Annotated in this window: 18 protein-coding genes, 1 pseudogene and 2 riboswitches; of the genes and pseudogenes, 5 read left to right on the top strand and 14 right to left on the bottom strand. The window is 65.1% G+C overall.

The features are described 5' to 3' along the window. Positions 1-39: 39 nt before the first annotated feature. From AC0AII_RS03305 to AC0AII_RS03270, 8 genes are all read right to left on the bottom strand, one after another. Positions 40-594 (bottom strand): FtsB family cell division protein, encoded by a 555-nt coding sequence (locus AC0AII_RS03305; protein WP_490446113.1) that lies wholly within the window; start codon positions 592-594, stop codon positions 40-42. Positions 595-694: 100 nt separating this feature from the next. Beyond that, positions 695-1,990 (bottom strand): phosphopyruvate hydratase, encoded by a 1,296-nt coding sequence (gene eno, locus AC0AII_RS03300; protein ID WP_024627326.1) that lies wholly within the window; start codon positions 1,988-1,990, stop codon positions 695-697. A 43-nt stretch (positions 1,991-2,033) separates the two neighbouring features. Then, positions 2,034-5,636 carry a transcription-repair coupling factor gene (gene mfd, locus AC0AII_RS03295; RefSeq protein WP_490446112.1) on the bottom strand — a complete coding sequence of 1,201 codons (3,603 nt, stop codon included), beginning with the start codon at positions 5,634-5,636 and terminating at the stop codon, positions 2,034-2,036. Further along, entirely contained in the window at positions 5,626-6,225 is a 600-nt protein-coding gene (gene pth, locus AC0AII_RS03290; protein WP_490446111.1) for an aminoacyl-tRNA hydrolase, read from the bottom strand. Before pth ends, mfd begins: the two co-directional genes overlap by 11 nt. A gap of 40 nt (positions 6,226-6,265) precedes the next feature. Further along, a complete protein-coding gene (locus AC0AII_RS03285; RefSeq protein WP_490446110.1) occupies positions 6,266-6,796 on the bottom strand; it encodes a GNAT family N-acetyltransferase in 531 nt (176 codons plus the stop codon). Further along, positions 6,793-9,999: a UPF0182 family membrane protein gene (locus tag AC0AII_RS03280; protein ID WP_490446109.1), complete on the bottom strand. Its 3,207-nt coding sequence runs from the start codon at positions 9,997-9,999 to the stop codon at positions 6,793-6,795. The genes AC0AII_RS03285 and AC0AII_RS03280 overlap by 4 nt, the downstream gene beginning before the upstream one ends. A 9-nt stretch (positions 10,000-10,008) precedes the next feature. Then, entirely contained in the window at positions 10,009-11,172 is a 1,164-nt protein-coding gene (locus AC0AII_RS03275) for a glycosyltransferase family 4 protein (RefSeq protein ID WP_490446108.1), read from the bottom strand. Further along, entirely contained in the window at positions 11,169-11,801 is a 633-nt protein-coding gene (locus AC0AII_RS03270) for an NAD(P)H-dependent oxidoreductase (protein ID WP_463318323.1), read from the bottom strand. Before AC0AII_RS03270 ends, AC0AII_RS03275 begins: the two co-directional genes overlap by 4 nt. A gap of 132 nt (positions 11,802-11,933) precedes the next feature. Beyond that, positions 11,934-12,092: riboswitch (M-box (ykoK) riboswitch) on the top strand. Positions 12,093-12,189: 97 nt separating this feature from the next. Between AC0AII_RS03270 and AC0AII_RS03265 the strand changes: the two genes are divergently transcribed. The 4 genes from AC0AII_RS03265 to AC0AII_RS03250 all read left to right on the top strand — a co-directional run bounded on the left by AC0AII_RS03265 (position 12,190) and on the right by AC0AII_RS03250 (position 16,318). Continuing rightward, positions 12,190-13,929, top strand: coding sequence for an ABC transporter permease (locus tag AC0AII_RS03265; RefSeq protein WP_490446299.1), 1,740 nt, complete (start codon positions 12,190-12,192; stop codon positions 13,927-13,929). 20 nt (positions 13,930-13,949) lie between these two features. Further along, positions 13,950-15,302, top strand: coding sequence for an ABC transporter ATP-binding protein (locus AC0AII_RS03260; RefSeq protein ID WP_390132468.1), 1,353 nt, complete (start codon positions 13,950-13,952; stop codon positions 15,300-15,302). A 38-nt stretch (positions 15,303-15,340) separates the two neighbouring features. Beyond that, positions 15,341-15,413: riboswitch (Fluoride riboswitch) on the top strand. Positions 15,414-15,503: 90 nt separating this feature from the next. Then, entirely contained in the window at positions 15,504-15,941 is a 438-nt protein-coding gene (locus AC0AII_RS03255) for a fluoride efflux transporter FluC (RefSeq protein WP_490446107.1), read from the top strand. Beyond that, on the top strand, positions 15,938-16,318 hold the full coding sequence (locus AC0AII_RS03250) for a fluoride efflux transporter FluC (RefSeq protein WP_490446106.1): 381 nt from the start codon (positions 15,938-15,940) through the stop codon (positions 16,316-16,318). Before AC0AII_RS03255 ends, AC0AII_RS03250 begins: the two co-directional genes overlap by 4 nt. Positions 16,319-16,350: 32 nt before the next feature. Here AC0AII_RS03250 and AC0AII_RS03245 read toward each other — a convergent pair whose 3' ends face one another. From AC0AII_RS03245 to AC0AII_RS03220, 6 genes are all read right to left on the bottom strand, one after another. Then, the gene (locus AC0AII_RS03245) at positions 16,351-17,358 is read right to left on the bottom strand and encodes a bile acid:sodium symporter family protein (RefSeq protein WP_490446105.1); all 1,008 of its coding nucleotides are present in this window, start codon (positions 17,356-17,358) and stop codon (positions 16,351-16,353) included. Positions 17,359-17,481: 123 nt separating this feature from the next. Beyond that, positions 17,482-18,270 carry a L,D-transpeptidase gene (locus AC0AII_RS03240; RefSeq protein WP_490446104.1) on the bottom strand — a complete coding sequence of 263 codons (789 nt, stop codon included), beginning with the start codon at positions 18,268-18,270 and terminating at the stop codon, positions 17,482-17,484. Between the two features lie 54 nt (positions 18,271-18,324). Next, a complete protein-coding gene (locus AC0AII_RS03235) occupies positions 18,325-19,125 on the bottom strand; it encodes an alpha/beta fold hydrolase (protein WP_490446103.1) in 801 nt (266 codons plus the stop codon). Then, positions 19,122-20,228 (bottom strand): redox-regulated ATPase YchF, encoded by a 1,107-nt coding sequence (ychF, locus tag AC0AII_RS03230; protein ID WP_490446102.1) that lies wholly within the window; start codon positions 20,226-20,228, stop codon positions 19,122-19,124. Before ychF ends, AC0AII_RS03235 begins: the two co-directional genes overlap by 4 nt. Before the next feature lie 42 nt (positions 20,229-20,270). Next, on the bottom strand, positions 20,271-21,074 hold the full coding sequence (proC, locus tag AC0AII_RS03225; protein ID WP_490446101.1) for a pyrroline-5-carboxylate reductase: 804 nt from the start codon (positions 21,072-21,074) through the stop codon (positions 20,271-20,273). A 10-nt stretch (positions 21,075-21,084) separates the two neighbouring features. After that, positions 21,085-22,464 (bottom strand): alpha/beta fold hydrolase, encoded by a 1,380-nt coding sequence (locus tag AC0AII_RS03220; RefSeq protein ID WP_490446100.1) that lies wholly within the window; start codon positions 22,462-22,464, stop codon positions 21,085-21,087. 234 nt (positions 22,465-22,698) lie between these two features. Here AC0AII_RS03220 and AC0AII_RS03215 point away from each other — a divergent pair. Next, a pseudogene (locus AC0AII_RS03215) lies at positions 22,699-25,421 on the top strand (RCC1 domain-containing protein); the annotation flags it as partial.

The raw sequence follows: 25,421 nt of genomic DNA, 5'->3' as shown, positions 1-25,421 counted from the left end.
CATTAACCGTTGACGCAACGAAATCCGAGCCTTCGGGGTTCATTGCGCTCCCCCGCTCTCGGATGGAGAGGAGTCGTCAGAGCCGCCCGGACTGCTTGAACCCGACGGACCAGCAGAGCCGGTCGGACTGGATTCCCCCTTGCTCCCATTGGCAGTAGGCTCCTGGTCGGCCTTGGCGAAGGAGTAGGCCATCTCCTGATACCAGGGCAGGGAGTTCTTCCTGGGGGCCCGGACCCCCTTGCTGCCGGCCTGGTCCTTGTCCTTGCTGCCCGTGACCGCCTCCGGATGCAGGACCCGGATGGCCTCCTCATCGGGGAAGACGAATCCTAACCGATCCCTGGCCTGGGCGGTCACATAGGCCTTGTCGTCCCAGCGCCGGATCTGGTTCTCCAGGTCACGCTTGTGCTCGATAAGCTGGGCCTGCTGGTTGCGCAGACCGTTGAGCTCCGAAAGATTGATGGCGTAGGCGTGAAAGGTGGAGACCAGCTGGATCAATCCCAGGGCCACGATGATGACCGCCACAAAGAAGGTGATGGGTCCCGACGACCGCCTGCTTGTCCGCCGGTCGGCGCCGTCACGTTTGTTCTTGGCCATACCCATAAAAATACCCGCGGCAGCCGACGCGGACCGCCACGGGTGAAAGATTCACCGTCGGGTCAAAACCTGCAGGGGCTAGGACCCGACTGGCAAGACCTTACTTGGTGTACTTCTTGCAGGCCTTGAAGGCGCTGTAGCCGGCGTACTCGGCGGTGGAGCCCAGCTCCTCCTCGATCTCCAGCAGTCGGTTGTACTTGGCGATGCGCTCGCCACGGGCCGGGGCGCCGGTCTTGATCTGGCGGGTGTTCTTGGCCACGGCCAGGTCGGCGATGGTGGTGTCGGAGGTCTCACCGGAACGGTGGGAAACCATGGAGGTGAACCCGTTGGCGGTGGCCAGCTCGATGGCGTCCAGGGTCTCGGTCACGGTGCCGATCTGGTTGAGCTTGACCAGCAGGGAGTTGGCGGCCTTCAGGTCGATGCCCTTCTGCAGCCTCTTGGGGTTGGTCACCAGCAGGTCGTCGCCCACGAACTGCAGGCGGTCGCCCATGGCGGCGGTGATCTTCTGCCAGGCGCCCCAGTCCTCCTCGGCGAAGGGATCCTCGATGGAGACCAGCGGGTAGCGCTCGACCAGGCCCTGGTAGTAGTCCAGCATGTAGTCGGCGTCGCGGTCCTCGCCGTCGAAGTGGTACTTGTCGGTGTCCTTGTTGTAGAACTCCGAGGAGGCCACGTCCAGGCAGAGGCCGATCTGCTTGCCGGGCTCGTAGCCGGCAGCTTCAATGGCGTCGACGATGTACTTCAGGGAGTCCTCGTTGGACTTCATCTTGGGGGCAAAGCCGCCCTCGTCGCCCAGGCCGGTCTCGTGGCCGTCCTTCTTCAGGATGCCCTTGAGGGTGTGGTAGACCTCGACGCCGGCGCGCAGGGCCTCCCGGTATGAGTCGAAGCCGTAGGGGGAGATCATGTACTCCTGGATGTCGGTGGCGAAGTCAGCGTGGGCGCCGCCGTTCATGATGTTCATGTTGGGCACAGGCAGGATGTGGCCGTTGGTGCCGCCCAGGTAACGGTAGAGAGGCAGCTCGGCGGACTCGGCAGCCGCATAGAGCGCAGCCAGGGAGACACCCAGAATGGCGTTGGCGCCCAGCTTGCCCTTGTTGGGGGTGCCGTCCAGATCAATCATGGTCTCGTCCAGGGCGCGCTGATCGGTGGCGTCCATGCCGATGACGTTGGGAGCGATGGTCTCATTGACCGCCTTGACGGCGTCCAGCACACCCTTGCCCTGATAGCGCTTCTTGTCGCCATCCCTACGTTCCCAGGCCTCGGCCTCGCCGGTGGAAGCACCGGAGGGAACCAGACCACGCCCCTCGGCGCCGTCCTCGGTCTGCAGAACGACCTCGACGGTCGGGTTGCCACGGGAATCAAGAATTTCGCGCGCGAACACGCTTTCAATTGCTGCCACAACTGCTCCTTCAATAAGTTGTTGTGATGTCTCTTACAGGATACTAGTTTTGTTGGACGGGCGCGGGACCCGTTGGCGTGCCATCGTCCGAGGACTTGGGCAGCCCCCAGGCCAGGTCGTCCAGCAGGGTGTCCACCCAGGCGGTCATGGCCGCCGAATCCATGGGTCCCGAACCCAGGGAGCCCGCGAAGGGGGCCGGGATCAGCAGGGTCTGCGTCACCGGGCGGTACTGGCTGCCCTTGTAGATGCGTGCGATCCTGGCCTGCAGGGAGTCGGGCATGGTCACAGGCCTGATCCGCACCCGGGAGCCCTGGGAGGCGATCTCCGCAATGCCCAGGGAGCGAGCCTTGGCCCGCAGCCTGGCCACCGCGAAGAGGGTGTCGAACTGGGCGGGCGGACGTCCGTATCGGTCGGTCAGCTCCTCGTGCAGGTCGCGCAGATCCTGCTCGTCGCGGGCCGAGGCCAGCTTGCGGTAGGCCTCCAGACGCAGCTTGTCCGAGTCGATGTAGTCCACCGGAATGGAGGCCTCCAGGGGCAGGTCGATGCTGACGGTGACCGGCTCGGTCCGCCCGGGCTCCTTGTACTCTTCCACCGCCTCGGAAACCATGCGCACGTAAAGGTCGAAGCCGACCCCCTCGATGTGGCCGGACTGCTCGTCGCCCAGCAGGTTGCCGGTGCCGCGCAGCTCCAGGTCCTTCATGGCCACGTCGTAGCCGGACCCCAGGGCCGTGTTCTGGGCGATGGTGGCCAGCCGGTCGTGGGCGGTCTGGGTCATGGGCTTGCTGGGGTCGTAGAGGAAGTAGGCGTAGGCGCGCTCCCGGCCTCGCCCCACCCGACCGCGCAGCTGGTGGAGCTGGGAGAGCCCGAAGCGGTCGGCCCGGTCCACGATCAGCGTGTTGGCGTTGGGGATATCAAGGCCGGTCTCGACGATGGTGGTGCAGACCAGCACATCGATGTCCCGGTGCCAGAAGTCGCGAATGACCCCGTCCAGCTGTTTCTCCCCCATCTTGCCGTGGGCCACGCCCACCTTGGCCTCGGGGACCAGGGTCTGCACCTTGGCTGAGATCTTGCCGATGTCCTCCACCCGGTTGTGAATGTAGAAGATCTGCCCCCCGCGCAGAAGCTCGCGGCGAATGGCCGCAGTCACCTGGGCGTCCTCGTAGGCGCCCACATAGGTCAGCACCGGCAGACGGTCCTCGGGGGGCGTGGCCAGGGTGGACATCTCCCGGATGCCGGTCACGGCCATCTCCAGGGTGCGCGGAATGGGCGTGGCCGACAGGGACAGGACGTCCACGTTGGTCCGCATGGCCTTGAGGGTCTCCTTGGCCTCCACGCCGAAGCGCTGCTCCTCGTCCACGATCATCAGGCCCAGATCCTTGAAGCGGATGCGGGGGTTGAGCAGCTTGTGGGTGCCGATGACCACGTCCACGGCCCCGCTGGCCAGGCCCTCCATGGTGGCCTGGTTCTCCTTGGCGGTCTGGAAACGGCTCATGGCGGCCACGTCCACCGGGAAGCCCTCGAAGCGCTCGGTGAAGGTCTGGTAGTGCTGCTGGACCAGCAGGGTCGTGGGCACCAGAACCACCACCTGCTTGCCGTCCTGAACGGCCTTGAAGGCAGCGCGGATGGCTATTTCGGTCTTGCCGAAGCCCACATCCCCGCAGATCAGGCGGTCCATGGGCACCGGCTTCTCCATGTCGGCCTTGACCTCGTCGATGGCGGTCAGCTGGTCGGGGGTCTCCTGGTAGGGGAAGGCATCCTCCAGCTCCTTCTGCCAGGGGGTGTCGGGGCTGAAGGCGAAGCCCTTGGTGCGCTGCCGGGCCGAATAGAGCTTGACCAGGCCCTGGGCGATCTTGTGGACATGCTTGCGGGCCTTGGCCTTGGTGGCCGACCAGTCGGATCCGCCCAGCTTGTTGAGCCTGGGGATCTCGGCGCCGATGTAACGGCTGACCTGGTCCAGCTGGTCGGCCGGCACGAAGAGCTTGTCTGGCGGGGCGTTGCGTTTGGAGGGTGCGTACTCCAGGACCAGGTACTCCCGGCTGCCCTTGCTGGGGCCCACGCCCACGCTGCGCTGGCGCATGCCCAGGAAGCGGCCGATGCCGTGCTGGTCGTGGACCACGTAGTCGCCGGGTTTGAGTTCGTCCAGGTCGATGGCCTTGCGCCGGCGGTTGGAGGTCTTGCTGCCTGCGGCCACGCTGGTGCGCCCGGTCAGGTCCCGCTCGGTCAGCAGAGCCAGGTGGGCGGACTGGTCTACGAAGCCGTCCACGGCCAGGGAGCGGTGATACTCCACCCCGACAACACCGGTGGTCTGCACGGCCCGACGCAGACGGCTCAGGGTTCCCTGGGCCGGAGCGGTCACCACAACCCGGTCGCCGCGCTCCAGCAGGGAGGCGATGCCCGAGGCGGCCCGATCCTCGTCGCCTCGGTACTGGTCCGGCGCCAGGGCATCCAGACGCTCGGCTCCCTGGCGGTCCGGGTCCACCGACAGGTCGGTCAGCTTCCAGACCTCCCCCTTGCGGTACTCCTGGGATGAGATGACCTCGTCGTAGTCCAGGAAGCTGGCCCTGTCGAAGCTGATGGGCGCGCCCGAGCCCTGCCCGGAGGCGGCCACATGCCAGCTGGCGGCCAGGAACTCGTTGGCGGTCTTGACCAGGTCCTGGGCGGAGCGGGCCAGCAGCTGCGGCTCCGACAGCAGAATCAGAGCGCCCTCGGGCAGCATGGACCCTACCGGCACCAGGTCGTCGACCAGGGCAGGCAGGAGGGACTCCATGCCCTCCACCGGAATGGCCTGGGCGATGGACTCCAGCATATCGTCGGCGTTGGGGATGCTCCCGATCAGGGAGCGGGCGCGGGCGCGGACCTGGTCGGTCAGCTGCAGCTCGCGGCAGGGCGGCGCCCAGATCCGGTCCAGGTCAGGGCCGTAGGTGCGCTGGTCGGAGGCGTGGAAGCTGCGGATGGTGTCCACCTCGTCGCCGAAGAACTCGATGCGCACCGGGTGGGCCATGGTAGGGACGAAGACATCCAGGATGCCGCCTCGAACGGCGAACTGGCCGCGCTCCATGACCAGATCCACCCGGGTGTAAGCGTTGCGGACCAGCGCTTCGACCGCCTGGTCCAGAGGCAGGTCCTGGCCGCGCAGGAAGACCAGGGGCTCCACATCCTGCAGACCCTTGACCACCGGCTGCAGCAGGGAGCGCACGGGCATGACCAGGATGCGGATGGGTCCGAAGTCAGGGTCGTCCTGGACCGGATGGGCCAGCCGCCTGAAGACGGCCATCCTGGAGGCCACGGTGTCTGCCCGGGGAGAGAGCCGCTCGTGAGGCAGGGTCTCCCAGGAGCGCAGCAGGGCCACGTCGCCAGGGTCACCCTCGTACCAGGAGCGGACGGAGCCGGCCATCTCCTGGGCGTCCCGTTCGGAGGGGACCACCAGAACGACCGGGGCACGTCCAGCAGCTGCGGCGGCCAGGGCGGGCCTGATGCCCTGGGGAGCCTGCACCATGAGGGAGGTGTCGGTATCGGCCGCAGGCTGGGAATCTCCTTGGACCAATCTGGTGAAGGCAGCATCCGCCTTCAGGTCGTCCAGGAGCGGACGCAGGGACCCGTTCAGCGATTCCTGGGGCTCGGCCTTCTGGGTATGCTCATCGACCATTGAACTGCTCCTGAGCCTGGCTTAGGCCCTTGATGATCACGGTTTCTGCCGCATCCGCCCCGTCGGCCAGGAACTCGGGCAGACGCTTGCGCTGGTCGCCGGCAAAGGTGCCCAGAACCCAGTCCACAGTGCGCCGATGGGCGTCAGGACCTCCTCGGGCATGCCCCACGCCCATGCGGACCCGGGCGTAGGCATTGCTGCCCAGGGAGCGGTCGATGGAGCGGATGCCGTTGTGCCCGCCCGAGGACCCGCCGGCCTTGACCTTGATCCGGCCGAACTCCAGGTCCATGTCGTCATGGATGACCACGACCCGGCCAACCGGTATGTGGTAGTAGGAGCAGATGGAGGCCAGGGCATCGCCGGAGTCGTTCATGAAGGTCAGCGGCTTGGCCAGGAAGAAGGGTATGCGGCGCCCGCCAAGATCCAGGGTGCCACGGCCCAGCTGGGCCAGACCCTTGTGGTCGCGCAGGTTGACCGACCAGCGTTCGGCCAGCAGATCGGCGCACATGAAGCCCATGTTGTGCCTGGTGCCCTTATATTCGTCACCCGGGTTGCCCAGTCCGGCTATCAGCCAGAAATCGGATGCCATGTAGGTGATACCTCCTGCTCTCAAACGGGACGGTGAGATTCTACACAGGCTCCCCGACCCCGTTTCGCTCAAGGGACAGGCTCCAGTAGGAGACGTCATGCAGGGCGAACCGGTCCCAGGCGGCCTGGGGCAGAAGGCCGAAGCGGCTGAACCCGAACCGGTGCAGCAGGGCCTTGGAGGCCGAGTTGTCATCGAAGATGATGGCCACGGCCAGACGCATGCCCACCTGCTGGGCGCGCTCCAGCAGGGAATGGACCATCAGGGCGCCCAGGCCCCGTCCACGGCTGCCGCGATCCACGTAGTAGCTCAGCTCGCAGGTCTCCTGGTAGCCGGACCGGTCGTAGTAGGCCGACAGGGAGCCGAAGGCCATCACCCGGCCCTCCTGCTCCAGGACCATGACCGGATGGCCCTGGTCCGGATCGTGCTCCAGCCACCATTGCAGACGCTGGTCCAGGCTGACCGGGGCTGTATCCGCCGTGGAACCGCCGTCCATGACCGCCTGGTTGTAGATGGCGGTGACCGCCTCCAGGTCCCCGCGACGGCAGAGCCGGATGCGCGGGGTGGCGCTCACTTGTTGCCGCCCTCCTGGTCGGAGGCCTCTTTGAGGGCTTCGCGCAGACGGTTCTGCGCCTCGCCGTAGGCGCTGAAGTCGCCCTTCTTCAGGGCGGCATCGCCGTCGCTCATGGCCTGGTTGGCCTTGTCCAGGGCCTGTTTCAGGGCCTGCCCCCCTGTGGCCGATGCCTCGCCAGACCCGGTGGTCTTATCCGGGGCCTTACCGGATTGCTTGCTCTGGTCAGCCTCGGCATTGGTGCGTCCGGTGTTGTCGGCATCGCCGGCCGATGCGCCCGAGTTGCCCTGGAAGGTCTTGTCAAGAGCCGCATCCAGGGTGGCCGAGGAAGACACCTTGTCCCCGAAGGCCACCAAAACCCGCTTGAGCAGGGGGAAGCTGGTGGCGCCGCTGGACTGGACGTAGACCGGCTGGATGTAGATCAGCCCGCCGCCTATGGGCAGGGTCAGCAGGTTGCCGCGTTTGACCTTGGTGGACCCGGACTGGAGCAGGTTGAGCTCGGTGGAGACCGCAGCATCCGAGTTGAAGTTGTTCTGCGCCTGCCCAGGGCCGGGCACATTGGAATTCTTGGGCAGCTCCATCAGCCGGATGGTCCCGTAGTCGGGGCCTATCACCCCCTTGGTCGACCCGGCGTCGGAATCCACAGACAGGAACCCGGTCAGGATCTCCCTGGTGGAGGTGCCGGCGGGGATGAAGGTGGAGGTCAGCGAGAAGGCGGGCTTGTCGGTCCCCGGGGTCTGCAGGGTCAGATAGTAGGGAGGCTGCTTGACCCCGGCCTTCTGCTCCTTGCTGGTCCCGGTCGGATCCACGGGGGTCTGCCAGAAGTCCTCGCCGGAGAAGAACTGGCTGGCCGAGTTGACGTGGTACTGGGACAGGAGCTGGCGCTGCACCTTGAACAGGCTCTCCGGGTAGCGCATATGGCTCATCAGGTCGCCCGAGATGGACGAGAGCGGCTTGAACTGGCCGGGGAAGACCTTCTGCCAGGCTTTGAGCACCGGATCCTTGGCATCCCAGGCATACAGATCCACCGATCCGTCGTAGGCATCGACCGTAGCCTTGACGGAATTGCGGATGTAGTTGGCCTTCTGGGAGCCCAGGCCCTTGACGGCCTCCGAGCTCAGGGTCGTCGTGTCCTGGGTGATGGGCCCCAGATCCACCTTCTGGGAGTAAGGGTAGGCGTCGGAGGTGGTGTAGCCGTCGACGATCCACTTGACCCGTCCATCCACCACAGCCGGGTAGACGCGACCGTCCAGGGTCAGATAGGGGGCGATCTGGGCCACGCGCTCCTTGGGCGAGCGGTTGTAGAGGATCTGCGAGTCGGGGGTGACGCGGTCCGAGAAGAGGATCTGGTCGGATCCAAAACGGATGGCGTAGAGGACCCGGGCCAGGAAGTTGCCCACCGAGGGGCCGCCGTTGCCCTTGAAGGTGTTGGTGGCTCCCTTGGAGCCGGTGGGATAGTCGAATTCCCAGCCCGAGGAGCCCTGGGGCGCGCCGACAATGGAGTACTCGGGCGCGTTGGGCGAGAAGTAGATTCGCGGCTCGTAGTGCTGGCTGTCGGTCAGTTTGCCCTTCGTGGGGATGTCCTGCTCGAAGAACTCGGGCTGCCCGTCCGGGGTGACCTTGTTGCCGTAGGCGGCCACGATCCCGTAGCCGTGGGTGAAGACCGTGTGGTCGTTGACCCAGTTGCGGTTATCATTGCCCTCCAGGTCCAGCTCACGGGCGCCGATGACTGTGTCCTGGCTGACTCCGTCAATGTCATACTTGTCGACGGCCAGGGTGTCCTCAAAGGTGTAGTACTGCTTGGACTGCTGCAGCTGACGGAAGGTTGGCGAAACCACCTGGGGATCCAGCAAACGGATCTGTGCCGTGGTCTCGGCATCACGGGAGAGGGCGCCCGACTGGACCTCGGTGGTGGCGTCATAGGCCTCAGTCTTCAGCCTGTCCAGCCCATAGGCCTGGGCGGTGGCGGTGATGTTGCGCTGGATGTAGGCGGACTCCATCTCCTGGGCATTGGGGTTGACCCGGAAGCGCTGGACCAGCGCCGGCCAGAAAACGGTCAGCAGCAGGGACAGCACAACGGTGACGGCTACAGCAAGGACGGGAACCCGCCACTGCTTGACGGCCGACCCCAGCGATCCTGCATGGACACGGCCCGGTTCCAGGGTGGGCGATCTCAGAATCCAGACAGCCAGGATGATGCCTAGCAAAGCCATGACCACAGCCATGATCAGGGTGACGGGAATGGCCGCCTTGACTGAAGTGTAGGAGGCGCCGGTGATCCGATCGCCCTCCTCGGTCAGCCTGCCGAAGACGCCCAGGGCCGTGTCGCCGGCCCAAACCAACATGAACAGGACCAGCCAGACGGCTACCTGTCTGCGGGCGGCACGGGTCATCTCCAGAATGCCGCGGCCCTGCACGGGCATGGTCAAGCGAATACCGCCCATGAGGAAGTTGGTGACCAGGCTGAAGACCGTGGCCGCCAGCAGCATCATCAGCAGGGAGGAGACCAGCAGCCGCAGGCCGGGCAGGATGAAGACGTAGAAGCCGTTGTCCAGGCCAAACTGGGGATCGCGCACCCCGAAGGACTGGGCGTTGAAGAGCAGGAGCACCTGCTTCCAGTCAGCGTTGAACTGGAAACCGAAGAACACACCGACGACCAGGGAAACCACCGCGGCCACCTTGAGCGCCTTGCGTGAAGAGACCCCCTTGCCGACCTCGATCAGATCGCCCCTGACCCTGATGGTGGACCCGTCGGGCGAATCGGGACGGCTGCGGATGGCCAGGAAGGCCGAGAACAGGGTCACCGCAGCCAGCAGCAGGGCGTAGGCCAGCCACAAGCCCACCTTGATGCCCAGCTGGGTCCAGACAATCCGTGCCGCCCCCAGCTGGGAGAACCACATGACATCGGTGATGAAACGGCTGAGCCCGAACAGGAGTAGGAGGACGACCAGGACGACGGCCACGACCACGGCCAGAATCCGCATGCCCCGGGAAGGTCCGTTACTGTCCTTCTTGCGGGAGGTCAGCCGGGGGTCACCTGGTCCGGCGAAGCGGAAACGGGGCGTGCTGCCGCCCCCTTGGTCGGGACCCTCCCCATCGGTCTGCACATGCAGGATGACCGGGTCGTCGTCATTGCGACGCCGGCCTGGTCCGCCTGGACCGCCCTCAGGGTCGAACATGGAACCGAAGAAATCAAAGAATGACATGTACCTACCCTACATGAGACGGCGGTCTTGAATGGCTTGCCGGTATACCTCCTCCACCTGATCAGCCACGGTGGTCACGTCGTAGCGATCCAAGAGCGCCAGCTGGTCATGGCGCACGTTCCGCCTCCAGGAGGGGTCCCCCAAGGCCTGGGTGATTCGCCGGGCCAGCAGTCCGGGGGTGTTGGGCGAGTCGACGGGCACCAGAGCCCGCTCGTCGCCCATCAGGGTGGACCGGTAGCCGGGATTGTCCCCGGCCAGGACCGGAGCCGTGCCCGAGGCGATGGCCTCCAGCAGGACGATGCCAAAGGACTCGCCCCCGGTGGAGGGGAAGACGGTCAGGTCGGAGGAGGCCAGCAGGGCGGGCTTGTCCTTCTCGTCCACAAAGCCGGGGAAGGCCACCGGCGTGCGCAGGGCGGCGGCCTTCCGACGGCAGTCCTCCAGCAGCGGGCCCTTGCCGGCCATGGTCACATGCAGGCCCTCGGGAAGGACGCCGGCCCGCTCCCCCGCCTGGAGGGCTGACAGCAGGATCCCCGCCCCCTTGCGGGCCACAAACCGCCCCAGGAAGACCAGATGCGGCCCCTGGCCGTGCAGACGTGCCACCTCCTGGTCACCAGCGGCCTGACGGGCCCGGCGCAGAGCAGCCACATCCACGGGGTTGGCCACCACCCTGCTGGGCACGCCGGCAGTCTGCCAGGCATAGCTGGCCGCCACAGGCGAGACCGCGATGACCCTGTCGATGCGCCTGTGGGTCCTGCGGTTGATCTTCCCCAGCAGCCGTCCGCCCAGCAGCTGCAGGTTTCCCGTGGGGGCGATGTGGTAGGTGGCCACCAGGGCCGTTGAAGGGTTCGCGGCGCGGATGACCCGGCCTGCCAAAAAGGGGCTGTAGGGGGCCTGAACGTGCAGCAGGTCGAAGTGCCCGGCCTCCAGGACCCGGCGGATGGGCGCCTTGGGCGCTGGCAGCGGTATGCGCATCCTGTTGCCGTTGAAGGAGACCATGACATTGCGGGACAGCGAGTGGACCCCGTCAACCGGCGGATGGGCGGTCTGGCCTACCAGGTACTGGACCCTGTGGCCCCGCCTGCCCAGCTCCCGTCCCAGGGTCAGCATGTGCTGCTGGACCCCGTCAAACACATCCAGGGTGTCATCGAAGACGAACCCGATGCTGAGTGTCACTGGGCGTCCTGGCCTGCTCCGGGCTCGGTCCCTGCGGCCAGCTGACGACCCTTGAGGGCCAGGGCCACCAGGTGCCGGTCGGCGGCCTCACGCGCCTGCTGCTCGTCGTTGCCCGAGTCCAGGTTGTCCACATAGATGGTCTCCACCTGCGCGGCCTGGCAGTACTTGAGGAAGGTCTGCCTGCGCAGCTGGTTGTCCAGGGCCTCGCTGATGCCGCTGGACTGGTACCATTCCTTGTCGCCGCCGGTCAGCATGACCAGCTCCACGCGACGTCCGGCCAAGGCACCTGGAGTTCCGTCAGCGTGGTAAGCGAAGCCCCGGCAGATGACCCGGTCGATGAAGCCCTTCATGATGGCCGGCATGCTGTACCAGTAGACCGGGAAGACCAGGGCTAGCACGTCCGCATCCTTGATCCGCTCCTGCATGGCCTGGACATCCTCGGGCATGGGTCCCTGGCCCAGGTAATGGGTCCTGTCCTCCATGCCGAAGACGGGATTGAACCCCTCGGCGCAAAGGTCGATCAACTCGGTGCGAGCCCCGCCCTCGGCCGCCCCGTCCAGCAGGGCGTTGCCCGCCGCATCGGTCAGACTCTTGGGTTCGGGGTTGGCCGTGACTGCCACGATCTTCATAGGGATTCGCTCCTTACATTCATTTCGCGCCTGCACCGACTGCGCGCAGACCCTTGTCATTGTCAGTCCTGGCAAGGACGGCAACACCGGTTTGGCAAATGCTTGACACGGCTCCTGGGCCCATCTATGTTATTGGGTGGTCGGTAGGTGAAGCTACCGCATGGACAAGGCATGCTGCCGCAAAGTGGTGGAGACACCCCGCGCAGGTCAACAGTCCCCGTCGGATCAAGGCAGGGACTAATGCAGGGCCAAATACCATGCGAAGCCGAAGCTTGAACGATGACAATGGTCGGCTCATGGCCGATCGCCACGCCGTCTTCGAGGCTGCCGACAGGGATGTTCCGCACCTTGGAGGGAGGCCATCGTGAATACTGTCGCACTGCCAGGAATGCTCCGTTCGCCACTGAACGACGACCGCAGCCAGGCATCGCGCTCCACCCGCATATGGACGGGTCTGGCCGTAGCCATAGGCGCTCTGGTCCTGCTGGGGGCCCTGGCCTATCTGCTGCCCGCCCTGGGCGCGCCCATCGGCCCCGCAGGCGTACCCTCGCACGTCTCCACCGACCCGGCCAACCTGCCCTACTACGCGCTGCGCTCCCTCTTCCGCATGTTCACGGCCCTGATCATCTCCCTGGTCTTCGCCTTCCTCTACGGACTGGCCGCCGCGCGCTCCCGTCGCCTGGGCGCCGTGCTCATCCCCCTGCTGGACATCCTGCAGTCGGTGCCCGTCCTGGGCTTCCTGTCGGCCACCATCTCCATCTGGCTAGTCCTCTTCCCCGGGTCCATCATGGGCGTGGAGGCGGCCTCCATCTTCGCCATCTTCACCAGCCAGGCCTGGAACATGGCCTTCTCCTTCTATAACTCCCTGACCAGCGAGCCCGCCGACCTGGACGAGGCGGTGAGGCTGATGCGCCTGACCCGCTGGCAGCGCTTCTGGAAGCTGGACGTGCCCAACTCCATGATCCCCCTGCTCTGGAACTGCATGATGAGCATGGGCGGGGGCTGGTTCTTCCTGACCGCCTCCGAGATGATCTCGGTCAACAACAAAACCCTGGCCCTGCCCGGCATCGGTTCCTTCGTGGAGGAGGCCACCGCCGAGCAGGACCTGGGCAAGGTGGGCCTGGCCATCCTGACCATGATCGTGGTGGTCCTGTTGATTGACTTCCTGCTCTGGAAGCCGCTGACCGCCTGGGCCGAGAAGTTCCGCTACACCAGCAGCCAGTCCACCGAGCCCCGGCGCAGCCTGGTGCTGACGATCATCCGCCTGTCCGGGGTCAAGGACCTCTTGGGCCTGGTGGGCCATCCCCTGGCCGACCTGCTGGACCGGATCACCCGCCCCCTGGGCCGCACCGGGGCGCGCTGGAGCCGTGGCGGCGGACGCAGACGGGCAAGCGACCTGGTCTGGTGGGCCTGCCTGGCCCTGATCGGCCTGTGGGGTCTCTGGCAGCTGGACCGCCTGGTCATCCGCCCGCTGGGCCTGGGCGAGGTCGGCCACGTCTTCCAGCTGGGCCTGCTGACCTTCCTGCGAGTGCTGATCCTGATGGTGGTCTGCACCATCGTCTGGGTGCCCATCGGTGCCCTGATCGGCATGAATCCGCGCATCTCCCGCTACCTGCAGCCCCTGGTGCAGATCCTGGCTTCCTTCCCGGCCAACTTCATCTTCCCCTTCGTCACCATGGTCTTCATCATCTGGCGGATCGACATCAACTGGGGCAGCATCCTGCTCATGGCCCTGGGCACCCAGTGGTACATCCTCTTCAACGTCATCGCCGGGGCCTCGGCCATCCCCGACGACCTGCTGGAGATGTCGCGCAGCCTGGGCCAGAACCGCTGGCAGCGATGGAAGACCCTGATCCTGCCGGCCCTGTTCGGCTCCTGGTGCACCGGCGGCATCACCGCGGCGGGCGGGGCCTGGAACGCCTCCATCGTCTCCGAGGTGGTCTCCTACGGCAAGACCGAGCTGACGGCCAAGGGCCTGGGTGCCTACATCGCCCAGGTGACCGCCACCGGCGACACCCCCCGCATCATCCTGGGGGTGGCCGTCATGAGCATCTTCGTGGTCCTGGCCGACCGGTTCTTCTGGTCTCCCCTGCAATCACTGGCACAACGGCGCTATTCCCTGACATGAGAAGTCTGAGAGGTTCGACAATGACCAAGATCAATTCCAACGGGATCATCACGGCCGAGCACGTGACCAAGACCTACCAGTCCGACAAGGGCGCGGAGCTGACCGTCCTGGACAGCATCGACTTCACCCTGCACGAGGGCGAGGTGGTGGCCATCCTGGGCCGCTCAGGCGCCGGCAAGTCCACCCTGCTGCGCATCCTGGCCGGCCTGGTCCCGGCCAGCAAGGGCAGCGTCGAATACCGGGGCAAGCAGCTGGACGGGCCCAACCCCGGCGTGGCTCTGGTCTTCCAGAGCTTCGCCCTGATGCCCTGGCTGACCGTCAAGGACAACGTCGAGCTGGGTCTGCAGGCCCGGGGCGTGCCCAAAAAGGAGCGGGAGAAACTCTCCCTGGCCGCCATCGACGCCATCGGTCTGGACGGCTTCGAGAGCGCCTACCCCAAGGAGCTCTCCGGCGGCATGCGCCAGCGCGTGGGCATCGCCCGTGCCCTGGTCCTCAAGCCGGACGCCCTCTTCATGGACGAGCCCTTCTCGGCCCTGGACGTGCTGACTGCCGAGAATCTCCGCCAGGAGGTCCTCAAGGTCTGGTCCGAGGAGGCAGGCAGCGTCAAGTCGGTTTTGATTGTCACCCACAACATCGAAGAGGCCGTGGAGATGGCCGACCGGGTCCTGGTCCTGGACTCGCATCCCGGCCGGGTCATCGCCAACGTGCCCATCAACCTGGACAGGCCTCGTGACAAACAGTCCGACCTCTTCCAGTCCTGCGTGGACTACCTCTACTCCATCCTGACCGGCCAGCGCGACAGCGAGGACATCCGCCGCCGTCTGCAGACCAAGGTGCGCAACCGTCAGGCCGTGCGGGACTCGGTGCGGGACGAGGACACTGCCGAGCGCAACCTGCCCGATGCCACCCCCGGCGGCCTGGCCGGTCTGGCCGATGTCATGGTCAACCAGCCCAACGGCATGGACCTGGCCGACCTGGCCGCCAAGCTCTCCTTCGAGGTGGACGACCTCTTCCCCTTGATCGATGCCGGGCTCATGCTGGGCATCTTCCAGGCGGACAACGGGCATGTCAGGCTGACCGACCAGGGCCGGGCCTGGCACGACGCGGACATCCTGGAGAGCAAGGAAATGTTCTCACGCATGCTGATGGATCATGTTCCGCTGATCCGCATCATCGACCGGGCCTTGAAGAACAGCGACGACAAGAGCCTGCACGGCTCCCTGATCCTGGACCTGCTGCGGGCCCACCACTCGGACAAGGAGGCCGTCCAGCAGTTCGATACCGCCATCACCTGGGGCCGCTATGGCGAGCTCTTCGACTACGATGCCGACGACGACCGGCTGACCCTGGACCCAGAGAACCACACCGAGTGAACATCTGGGGCAGTCGCGGTCCCCTTCCGCTCATAGAATGAGCCCTGGGCGATGGAACCCGCCCGGGGCTTGGACCCCGAACCGCACACTGCTGATAGTTCCTGCACAATGATTCGACGACCCCGTCTGCGGGCCGGGTGCAGGCGCATGTCTTTCAGCCCGACCCTGCGGACGCTGATCCGTCGGGAACCGAGGCCTCCAATGACCAAACCCCCTACCGGACCTGACATGGCCACAGCCCTGGTGGTGATGCTGGGCGGAACCCTGGGCACAGGCTGCCGGTACGCCCTGAGCCTGCTGCCGGGCCAGACCGGACCCTTGCATCCGGGAACCCTCTTGGCCAACCTGATCGCCTGCGCAGGCTACGCCCTGCTGACCGCCTTCCTGACCGGGCTGCCCAAAATCAGGCATGCACGCCGAAGACAGCTGACCGACAAGGGCCTGGGCATGGGCCTGTGCGGAGGGCTATCGACCATGTCCACCCTCTCGCTGGAACTGGTCCAAGGCCTGTCGGGCGGTCAAGTCCAGGCAACCCTTGCCTACCTGCTGATCTCCTTTGCCGGAGGCCTGCTGGTCTCCTGGGCCATGGCCGCGCTGGGAGCGCGTTTGGCCGCACACATCCAGGCGGGTGCGCGATGACCCTTACATTTACCTTGCTGATTTGCCTGTGCGGCGGCCTGGGGGCCGGACTGCGCTACCTACTGGACACCTTGGTCAAGGCCCGCTGGCAGGTGGACCTGCCCCTGTCGACCATGATCATCAACCTGTTGGCCGGATTGGCTGCAGGACTGGTGGCCGCCCTGGCCGCCTTCCACGGACTGCCTAACTGGGGACGGCTGCTGCTGGCCACAGGACTGCTGGGCGGCTTCTCTACTTTCTCGACAGCGGTCAACGAGGTGCTGGCCCTGGCCCGGCAGAGACGGCAGCTGGCGGCTCTGGGCTATCTGGGTGCATCAATTCTTCTGCCGCCCATGCTGACGGCCCTGGGCTTCCTGCTGGCCGGACCGGGCATATAGCAGGTCCAGCCAGCAATCAAGGCGTTCCAGAATCAGGCGCGAACCGGTTCCGGACGACCCTGGGCGGAGTCAGCGTCAATCCCCAGACGGTCGTCATGCCGACGCCACCAGGCGGACAGTACCGATCCGGAGATGTTGTGCCAGACGCTGAAGAAGGTTGAGGGGATGGCCACGATCGGGTCGGCGGCGAAAGCCTGCAGGGCCAGGGTCGCGCCCAGTCCGGAATCCTGCATGCCCACCTCGAAGGTGATGGCCTTCTGCTGGGCGTAGCGGAACCCCTTGGGGTAGAGGCGGTACATGAGCCGGCTGAAGAGGAAGCCCAGCCCGTACCCGCACAGGTTGTGGAGCATGACCACCGGCAGGACCAGGGCCGTGGCGGCGGTGAAGAGCTTGGCATGGTTGACCGAGACGACCACGCCGATGATGATCAGGATGGCGATCTGCGAGACCGCTGGCAGGGCCACGGTCACCTTCTGCACCTTCTCCTTGAAGAAGGCGTGGACGGCCAGGCCCAGGGCGATGGGAATCAGCACCACCTCAAGGGCGGTCAGGAAGAGCTGCTTGGTGGGGATGGCCACATACTGGCTGGCCAGCAGGTTCATCAGCATGGGGATCATGAAGGGCGCGCACAGGGTGGAGAGCAGGCCTATGGACACGTCCAGGGCCACGTCGCCGCGCGACAGGTAGGACATGACGTTGGAGGATGTACCCGAGGGGCAGCAGCCCACCAGGATGACTCCCACGGCGATCATGCCGTCCAGGCGGAAGATGCGGCAGAGCAGCACGGCCAGCAGGGGCATAATCAGGTAATGGGCTATGGTGCCGACGATGACCATGAGCGGCATCTTGAGGATTCGCTTGAAATCGTCCAGGCTCAGGGTCAGTCCCATGCCGAAGAGAATAATGCTCAGGAAGTAGTTGGTGTAGCTACGGGCCCAAATGCTAATCTGCGGGACAAAGAAGTTGATGGCGGCCCACGCTAGGACCACCAGGATGAACCACTTAGTCAACCAGTCACTGAACCGCTGCACCTTTTGCATGATTCCTGACCACTTCCTCTCGATAGTTCTCTCTGTGGTAGGGGCAAAGATAGGAAACCCAAGGCGGGCACGCAGGTGAATGGCCACATTTTGGACGCGGCTATCCCGGTTTACGAGAGGAATTCACTTGACCAGGACGGGCGTGCCGGTGGGCACGGACTGCATGATCCACCGAGCATCGGGCACCGTCAGCCGGATGCAGCCGTGGGAGCCAGGGCGGACGCCCAGCATATCGGCCTCCTCCTTGATGTAGCTGCCCTTGGAATCTGTGGGGACCGAGTGGAAGAGGAAGACCCCGTGGTTCAGAAAGCTGGTGTAGTAGCGGGCGCCCATCCCCTCGCTGGGGTTGTAGAAGTGGTCGCCGCGCTCAGACTGGATGCGGAAGCTGCCCCTGGGCGTGGAATCATCCATGCCCGTCGAGGCATACATGGTGTAGAGCAGTTGAGACCCGTCGCGCACATAGACCCGCTGATCCTGAAGACTGACCTCCAGGGAGAGGCCGGGGTGGGCCGCAGGATCCGGGTAACCGACCTGCTGAGAAGGCTTGAGCCAATCGACAGGCTGGGCGGAAGTGGCAGCAGAGTCTGGCTTCTGCTGCGTTGTCTGATTCTTTGTGGCCGATGAGGAGGAGGCGGATTTACGGGGTTGATGCACCTTGGGGAATTGTCTGACCGAAACGGTGGACGTGCTAGAAGCACCCGCAGCTGTGGTTCGTTCCGCATGAGCAGCATCCACCGGCTGGATCAGGTTGACGATCAGGACTGTCAGCAGCAGCGTCAGCAGGGCGCTTGTCACTACCACAGGCGTGCGGCGGACAGGGTCCAGCAGCCAACGGAGCATGGCAAGCGCACGCCGCTTAAGGCGTTCGCTATCCAATCCCCAGACAGCCATGTCCTTCCCCTTCGTCGCCATTGAACGAACCTGTATGCACAGTTCATTGTAGTGACAGACGAAAGCGGGAGAGACTCAGCCTTTCAGCACCTGCCTGGCCCAGTCCTCCAGCAGGTCGCAGACCAGAGCGGTCTGTTCGATCTGCACATTGTGGCCGGCCCGGTCCAACACCGAGTAGGAAGCCCGGGGGAAGCGGCAGGCCAGATCGAACTGGTCCAGGTAGCCCACACGGTCGTCCTGGCGGCCGCAGACGAAGAGCACAGGGGCTATGAACCCGGACCAGACCTGGTCGAAGTCCAGATCCAGCCGGTAATGCCCCTCCATTCGAGCCACCGTGTCGGCATCGGCCGAACGAACACCGGGCATGATGGTGCGCTGGTAGGCCTCAAGATGCTTCCGGGACTCCACCACGGCCATCTGCCGGTAGGCATGCCTGGTGAACTCGTCCACATCGGCCAGGCCCTGGTCGTCCCGGACCAGCACCTGACGCGGGGGCAGGCGCCTGTGGGCGGTCACCGGGTCGACCACCGAGGAGAGCAGAGCCATCCCCCGGCAGCGGTCCAGTCGACCGGCAGCGGCATGGCGGCTGAGCAGCCCGCCCAGGGAGTTGCCCACCAGGGCGAAGGGGCCGCCGCCGCTGAAAATGTCCACCTGGTCATCCAGCCACCGGGCTAGGCCGTCCAGATCGAGGATGGACGGGTCGGGCGGCGTGCGGCCGAAGCCGGGCTGATCCAGATAGATCCGCTCGAATCCGCCCACCCGCTCGAAGACGGGGTCCAGTTCATCGAAGATGTGGTGGTCCACGCCGGACCCATGCACGAAAATCAGCGGCAGCCCATGACCCCGGCGAATGGCGAACCCAGGCTTGGCGCTCACTTCTTGGAGCCGGAGGGGATGCCGGTCTTGAACTCCACGATGTCGCCGTCCTGCATGACGTAGTCCTTGCCCTCAAGGCGCATCTTGCCCTCCTCGCGCACCTTGGCGTAGGACCCGTCGGCGGCCACGAAGTCGTCGTAGGAGACCACCTCGGCCTTGATGAAGCCCTTCTCGAAGTCGGTGTGGATGACCCCGGCGGCCTGGGGGGCGGTCCAGCCCTTGTGGATCTGCCAGGCGCGCACCTCCTTGACCCCGGCGGTCAGGAAGGTCTGCAGGCCGAGGATGTCAAAGCCCACCCGGGCCAGCTGGTCCAGGCCGGACTCCTTGAGCCCGGCGTCGGTCAGCATCTCACGGGCATCGGCCTCATCCAGCTCGGTCAGCTCGGACTCGAACTGGGCGTTGAGGAAGATGGCGGGCGCCGGAGCCACGGAGTCGGCCAGCTGCTTCTTCATGTCCCCGTTCTGCAGCTCGTCGTCGTCCACGTTGAAGACGTAGATGAAGGGCTTGGCCGTCATCAGATGCAGGTCGTAGAGCTCATCCTTGTCGATGTCCCCGGCCTGGGCCGCCTGGTCGATGGTCCGGCCCTGGCCCAGAATCTCCTTGGCCTTGCGGACGGTGTCCAGGTAGGCGGGCTTGATCTTGCCGCCGCGCTGGTCCTTCTCCAGCTTGGGCAGGGCCTTGTCGATGGTCTGCATGTCGGCCAGGATCAGCTCGGTGTTGATGGTGTCGATGTCGTCGGCCGGATCCACCTTGCCGTTGACGTGGACGATGTCGTCGTCATTGAAGGCACGGACCACCTCGCAGATGGCGTCGGCCTCGCGGATGTTGGCCAGGAACTGGTTGCCCAGCCCCTCCCCCTCCGAGGCCCCCTTGACGATGCCGGCGATGTCCACGAAGGTGACCGTGGCGGGCACGATCTTGTCCGTGTGGACCAGCTTGGCCAGGACGGGCAGCCGGTCGTCGGGCAGGGGCACGATGCCGGTGTTGGGCTCGATGGTGGCGAAGGGGTAGTTCTCCGCCAGAACGTTGTTGCGGGTGAGGGCGTTGAAGAGTGTGGACTTGCCAACGTTGGGCAGCCCGACGATTCCTATGGTTAACGACATATGCACCAGTCTATTGCCCGGACTGCCCCGGCGTGGCTCCCCCTAGTCTCCGCGCTCCACCGCATCGATGGCCTCGATGACCGCTCCACGGAAGCCGTGCTTCTCCAGGGAGGCGACCCCCTTGATGGTGGTTCCGCCCGGCGAGCAGACCGCGTCCTTCATGGCCCCGGGGTTGGTGCCGGTGGCCAGGTAGAGGGCTCCAGTCCCCTGAACCATGCGCGCCGCCAGCCGGTAGGCCGCCTGCCTGGGCAGCCCATGCTCCACCCCGGCGTCGGCCAGGGCCTCCATGTACATGGCCGTGTAGGCGGGCGCGCATCCGGCGATGGTCGTGCCCACCGAGACCAGCTCCCGGGGCAGCCGCTCGATCATGGCCACCGGGTCGAAGACCTGGGTGAAGAGCTCCCGCTGCTGGTCGGTCAGGGTATCGTCCTCCTGGGTGACCAGAACCCCCTGCCCTACGGAAATGGGGGTGTTGGGGATGGCGCAGATCAGGTGGGTGCCCTCCTCCAGGATGTCGGCATAGTCCTCAAGGGTCATGCCGCCCACCACCGAGAGGACCATGCGGTCCGGGTCAGCCAGCTCGTGGCGGATGGGCTCGCAGACCTGGGCCACCTGCCCAGGCTTGACGGCCAGAATCACCAGGTCGGCGGCCGCAGCCACCTCGGTGCCGGAGTGCATGGGCCGCACCCCCAGCTGGGCCGTCCGCTCCACCAGGCGATCGTAGTGGGCTGCGCAGGCCACAATCCTGCCGCCGGGCAGCACGCCTGCGTCGACCAGCCCCTGGGCCATGGCCTGGGCCATGTTGCCGTATCCGATGAATCCGAGAGTCAATGAGTCCGTGTTCATGCCCTCAAGTCTAGCCGCGCGCCGGGAAGAGCCCCTCCAGATCGCCGCGCTCCAAGGCCAGCCGGTAGAGGTGGGCGAAGACCCTATCCCCGTGCAGGCCGTCGTGCTCGAACTCGTTGGTCACCCAGGCATGGGCGTGACCCACACGCGAGAGGGTGTCCAGCTGGAGCTCGGAGGGCACGTAGAGGTCGTCGGCATAGACCGCGGCCTGCAGGGGAACCTGATTGTCGGCCAGACGCTCGGGATCGTACAGGTGGCCCCAGGAGCCCTCCTCCATGAGCAGGCTGACCGCTTGGCCGAAGGGGCGCAGGGCCGACTCCTGCTCGAACATCCAGGGGAAGATCGCCTCCCCGGTGAACATGAGCGGGCGGGCAGCAGTGTCGAATTCAGGACGGGCATCGCGCACCCGCTGCGCAGCCCAGCGCAGGGGTTCGCAGTCCCCATCGGCGTAGATGAACTCCTGCAGGGGCCAGTAGAGCGGCGTAACCGCAGTGGCCGCCCGCACCCCCTCCAGGAAGGCCTGCGAGAGGATGGCCCGGGAGCTGCTGGCGCCGGAAGCGGGCAGGCTGCCGTCGCCGTCCAGGAAGGCCGTGTCCAGCAGCCAGTGGAGACGCTCGAACCCGCCGCTCTTGCCAAGGTCGGCGCCCAGGGTCTGCAGCCGCTCCACGCTCAGGGGGTCGCCGCCGGGCAGAACCACATCGCCCTGGGCCAGCCGGTCGGCAATGGCCGCCACACGGTCTCGGTCCCCTGGATAGCGCTGATAGAAGATCTGGGACCGCTGGGCCATCTTGGTGAAGGTATGGGAGTAGAGCTCATAGGCATCAGCGGGGATGTGGGGCACGCCCCCGGTGGTAAAAGCCGCAGCCAGCCCCTGGGGGTAGTTCGACAGGTAGGCCATGGTCAGGAAGCCGCCGAAACTCTGCCCAAGGGTCACCCAGGGACGGCCGGCGAAAACCGTGCGACGCAGGTGCTCGAAGTCCCGAATGATGGAGTCCGCCAGAAAATGCTTCAGATAATCTGCCTGGGCCCGGGGCTCGCCCAGGGAGGCCATGGTGGAGCCGTCGATGGCGCTGGACCGGCCCGTACCCCGCTGGTCGGGCAGGACAATGCGGAAGTGGCGCAGGGCCTCGGCCATCCACCCGTCGGCAGTGGCGTTCAACGGCCGTGGGGCGCCCGAGCCGGGGCCGCCCTGCAGGTAGACCAGCAGCGGCAGGTCGTCGTGGATGTGCTCGGGGGCGCAGACCACGCGGTAGAAGCAGCGGATGACCGCCTGGTCCGAATGATCTTCGGCTCGCCAGACGCCAGGTTCACTGCCCGCCCAGTCCAAGGGAACGGGGATGGACCCCTCCCGAACGTAGAGTCCCGGCAGATAGTATCCCTGGTTGGTCATACACTGGCTCCTTTCTTTGAGATCAGTCGGGTTCATTGTCTCCGGGCGGTTGGACCTCGATCGTGTGTTGTCTGTGGGCTGGGTGGTAGGGTGAAAAGCGGGGGACGTCGAGAAGACGGCTGGTTTGCGCCATTAGCTCCTGCGATGTGATGCAGGGTTGGCGTTGGCAGGCAGAACTTTGATAGGCAAGCGGAATTGATTCCGTTTGGTGTTTGATGAAGGGGTTTTGGTTTCATGCATCTGGTTTCCCGTCTGCGTCGCATCATGGCGATGACGACCGTCCTGCTAGGAATGCTGGCAGGCCTGGGCGTCGCATCCGCCCAGGCGGACGCTCCCATCCTCACCGGGGGGGGGGGGTCGTCAGACCCCTCGCGTAGCTGAGCAAACCCCCGGCATTTCCCCCAGCAGCACACCAGACGCCGCACTGCCCTCGCCATCACCAATACAAACCTTCACGCCATTAAGCCCAGCAACACCAAACCCAGACACCCCATCATCGACGATAGACAATCCAGAATCCGCTCCGGCTAAATCAGCCGATAAGACGCATGGTCAAGCCGCGCATGTAGTGCGTTTCGACCCGGCCGAAGGGAGCAAGCCGACTCAGTCAACCGTGAAAACCGGTACCCTTGTCACTCCCCCGCTGCACAATCCTCAGCGTCCCGGCTTCCAGTTCGACGGATGGACCCATGACGGCCAGCCTTTCGACTTCCAGACCCCTATCCTCCAGGACACGACCCTGAAAGCCAAGTGGACACAAATAACAGATTGGACGCTAAGCCCGGATCATGGGCCCGCTTCCGGCGCCCTCCTGACCATCAGCCCGCCCAGTCCGCAGGAACCCTACTACACCAGCGTCCAAGCCAAAGGTGAGCAGATCCTTGGCCTGACCGGCGACGGCCGCATCTACACCTGGACCCAAGACAGCACACCCGTGCAGGTTCCTTTCCCCGCCCAGGCTCCTGCCGGGTTCCGCTACCTGCAAGTTGCAACCGGCAACCGTTGGCACGCAGCTTTGGGATCCGACCAGCACATCTACACCTGGGCCAGCGGACAGCACGAACCCGCGACTCTCGACACCAACCAGAATGCCAGGTTCACCAGCATCAGCCTGAACGATTACCTTTTGCTGGCAGTGGACCGACAAGGACAGGTCCACACCTTCCAGGCCAGCGATGCCGACAGCCAGAATCAGAATCCGAAACTCATGCAGCAGGCCGCAACCAGCCTGCCCGGGCAGGCGGCCGTCAGCGCCGTCGCCTCCACCAGCCGGATTCTCATCGTCGACGCGGACGGACAGGCCTGGACCCAGGAAACGAGCAGTACCAAGAAAGCCGAACCCGAACACATCAAGCAAAACCCCAAGATCCGCATCATCCAAGCCCAAGTCCTCAGCAAAGGGTTCCTGCTCCTGGAAGCGGATGGGCAGGCCTGGTACCTGGACAACAATGCAACCAACTCTGCAGTCGTCAGATTGCCGGAAGGCATGAAGACCGGAAGGATCGCCTGCAACGGCAGCCAGGCCGTCATCACCGACACGGACGGTCATAACTGGGCCTGGAAGCCCGGAGAAACCCCTATGCGGGCAGACAATAGGAACCAGCAATATACACTGGCCGTCAGCATCAACGGTAGAGTCACCGCTGTTGACCGGCAGGGCGATATATTCTCCTGGGAGTGGGTCGAGCAAGACCAACCCGGCAAGCCAGCCAGACTCGACACCACTACAGCGCCCACCCTGGAATCAGCCAGCATGGGCGGCCAGCCGCTCAAACTCTACAAGACCGACGGCGCTTGGCGAGCGGACATACTCGCCCGCCAGCCCGGACAAGCAACCATTCTCATCGCCGGCAGTCAGGATGGCCAACCTTTCACCAGAAGCCTCAACTACACGGTCGACCAGCCGCTGACCAGAGACGACCAACAAGGACCCATCTATGAAGTCGACTTCGACATAAACGGAGGAAGCTCGAAGCCAGACCCGCAGTCGGTGACTTACCCGTTGGGAAGGGTGCAGCGGCCCTCACCTAACCCTACGCGTGAAGGCTACCAGTTCGACGGATGGTTCATCGGGGAAGTCGCCTACAACTTCAGCAGGCCCGTGACAGACAACCTCACCCTCACCGCCCGCTGGACACCCAACACGCAGAACAACCAGTGGAGCATCAGCCCCGACAAGGGCAGCCAGCTTGGCAACGCAACGACCACCATCACCCCGCCTGCCAGTCGAAGCGGCATCAAATTCAGCCAGGTTAGTGGGTCAATAGACTCACCGAGTGATAGTGGCTCTGGTTTTTCCTTGGCGGTGGGCAGCGACGGAAACGCCTACGCCTGGGGATTAAACAATTATGGCCAGCTCGGCGACGGCACGACCACCAGCCGGGCCACGCCGATCAGGGTCAAGAAGCCTGCAGGCATGCCTGCGAATTTCACTTACATGCAGGTCAGTGTCGGAATGCGGCATTCGCTGGCCGTGGGTAGCGACGGATACGTATACGCCTGGGGAAACAACCAGTATGGCCAGCTCGGCAACAACAGCAGCGGCTCTTCGTATGTTCCTGTGCGTGTACGCGACCCCGCCAACCCCACAGACACGAGCAAAGGGCTGAAAGCCGTACAGATCAGCGCCGGAAGTTGGTATTCATTGGCCGTGGGCAGCGACGGATACGTATACGCCTGGGGAAACAACCAGTATGGCCAGCTCGGCAACAACAGCAGCGGCAACTATGCGAAGTCCTCTGTTCCTGTGCGTGTACGCGACCCCGCCAACCCCACAGACACGAGCAAAGGGCTGAAAGCCGTACAGATCAGCGCCGGAAGTTGGCATTCATTGGCCGTCGATGAAAACGAGAATACCTGGTCATGGGGATACAACGCCGCTGGCCAGCTCGGCAACAACACCGCAACGAACTCCTCTGTTCCTGTGCGCGTGCGCGACCCCGCCAACCCCACAGACA

The organism is Bifidobacterium sp. VU/mBH4 (B4) (genome assembly GCF_058199535.1).
The sequence above is the reverse complement of the archived record's forward strand: the minus strand, read 5'-3'. Positions and strand labels throughout refer to the sequence as shown.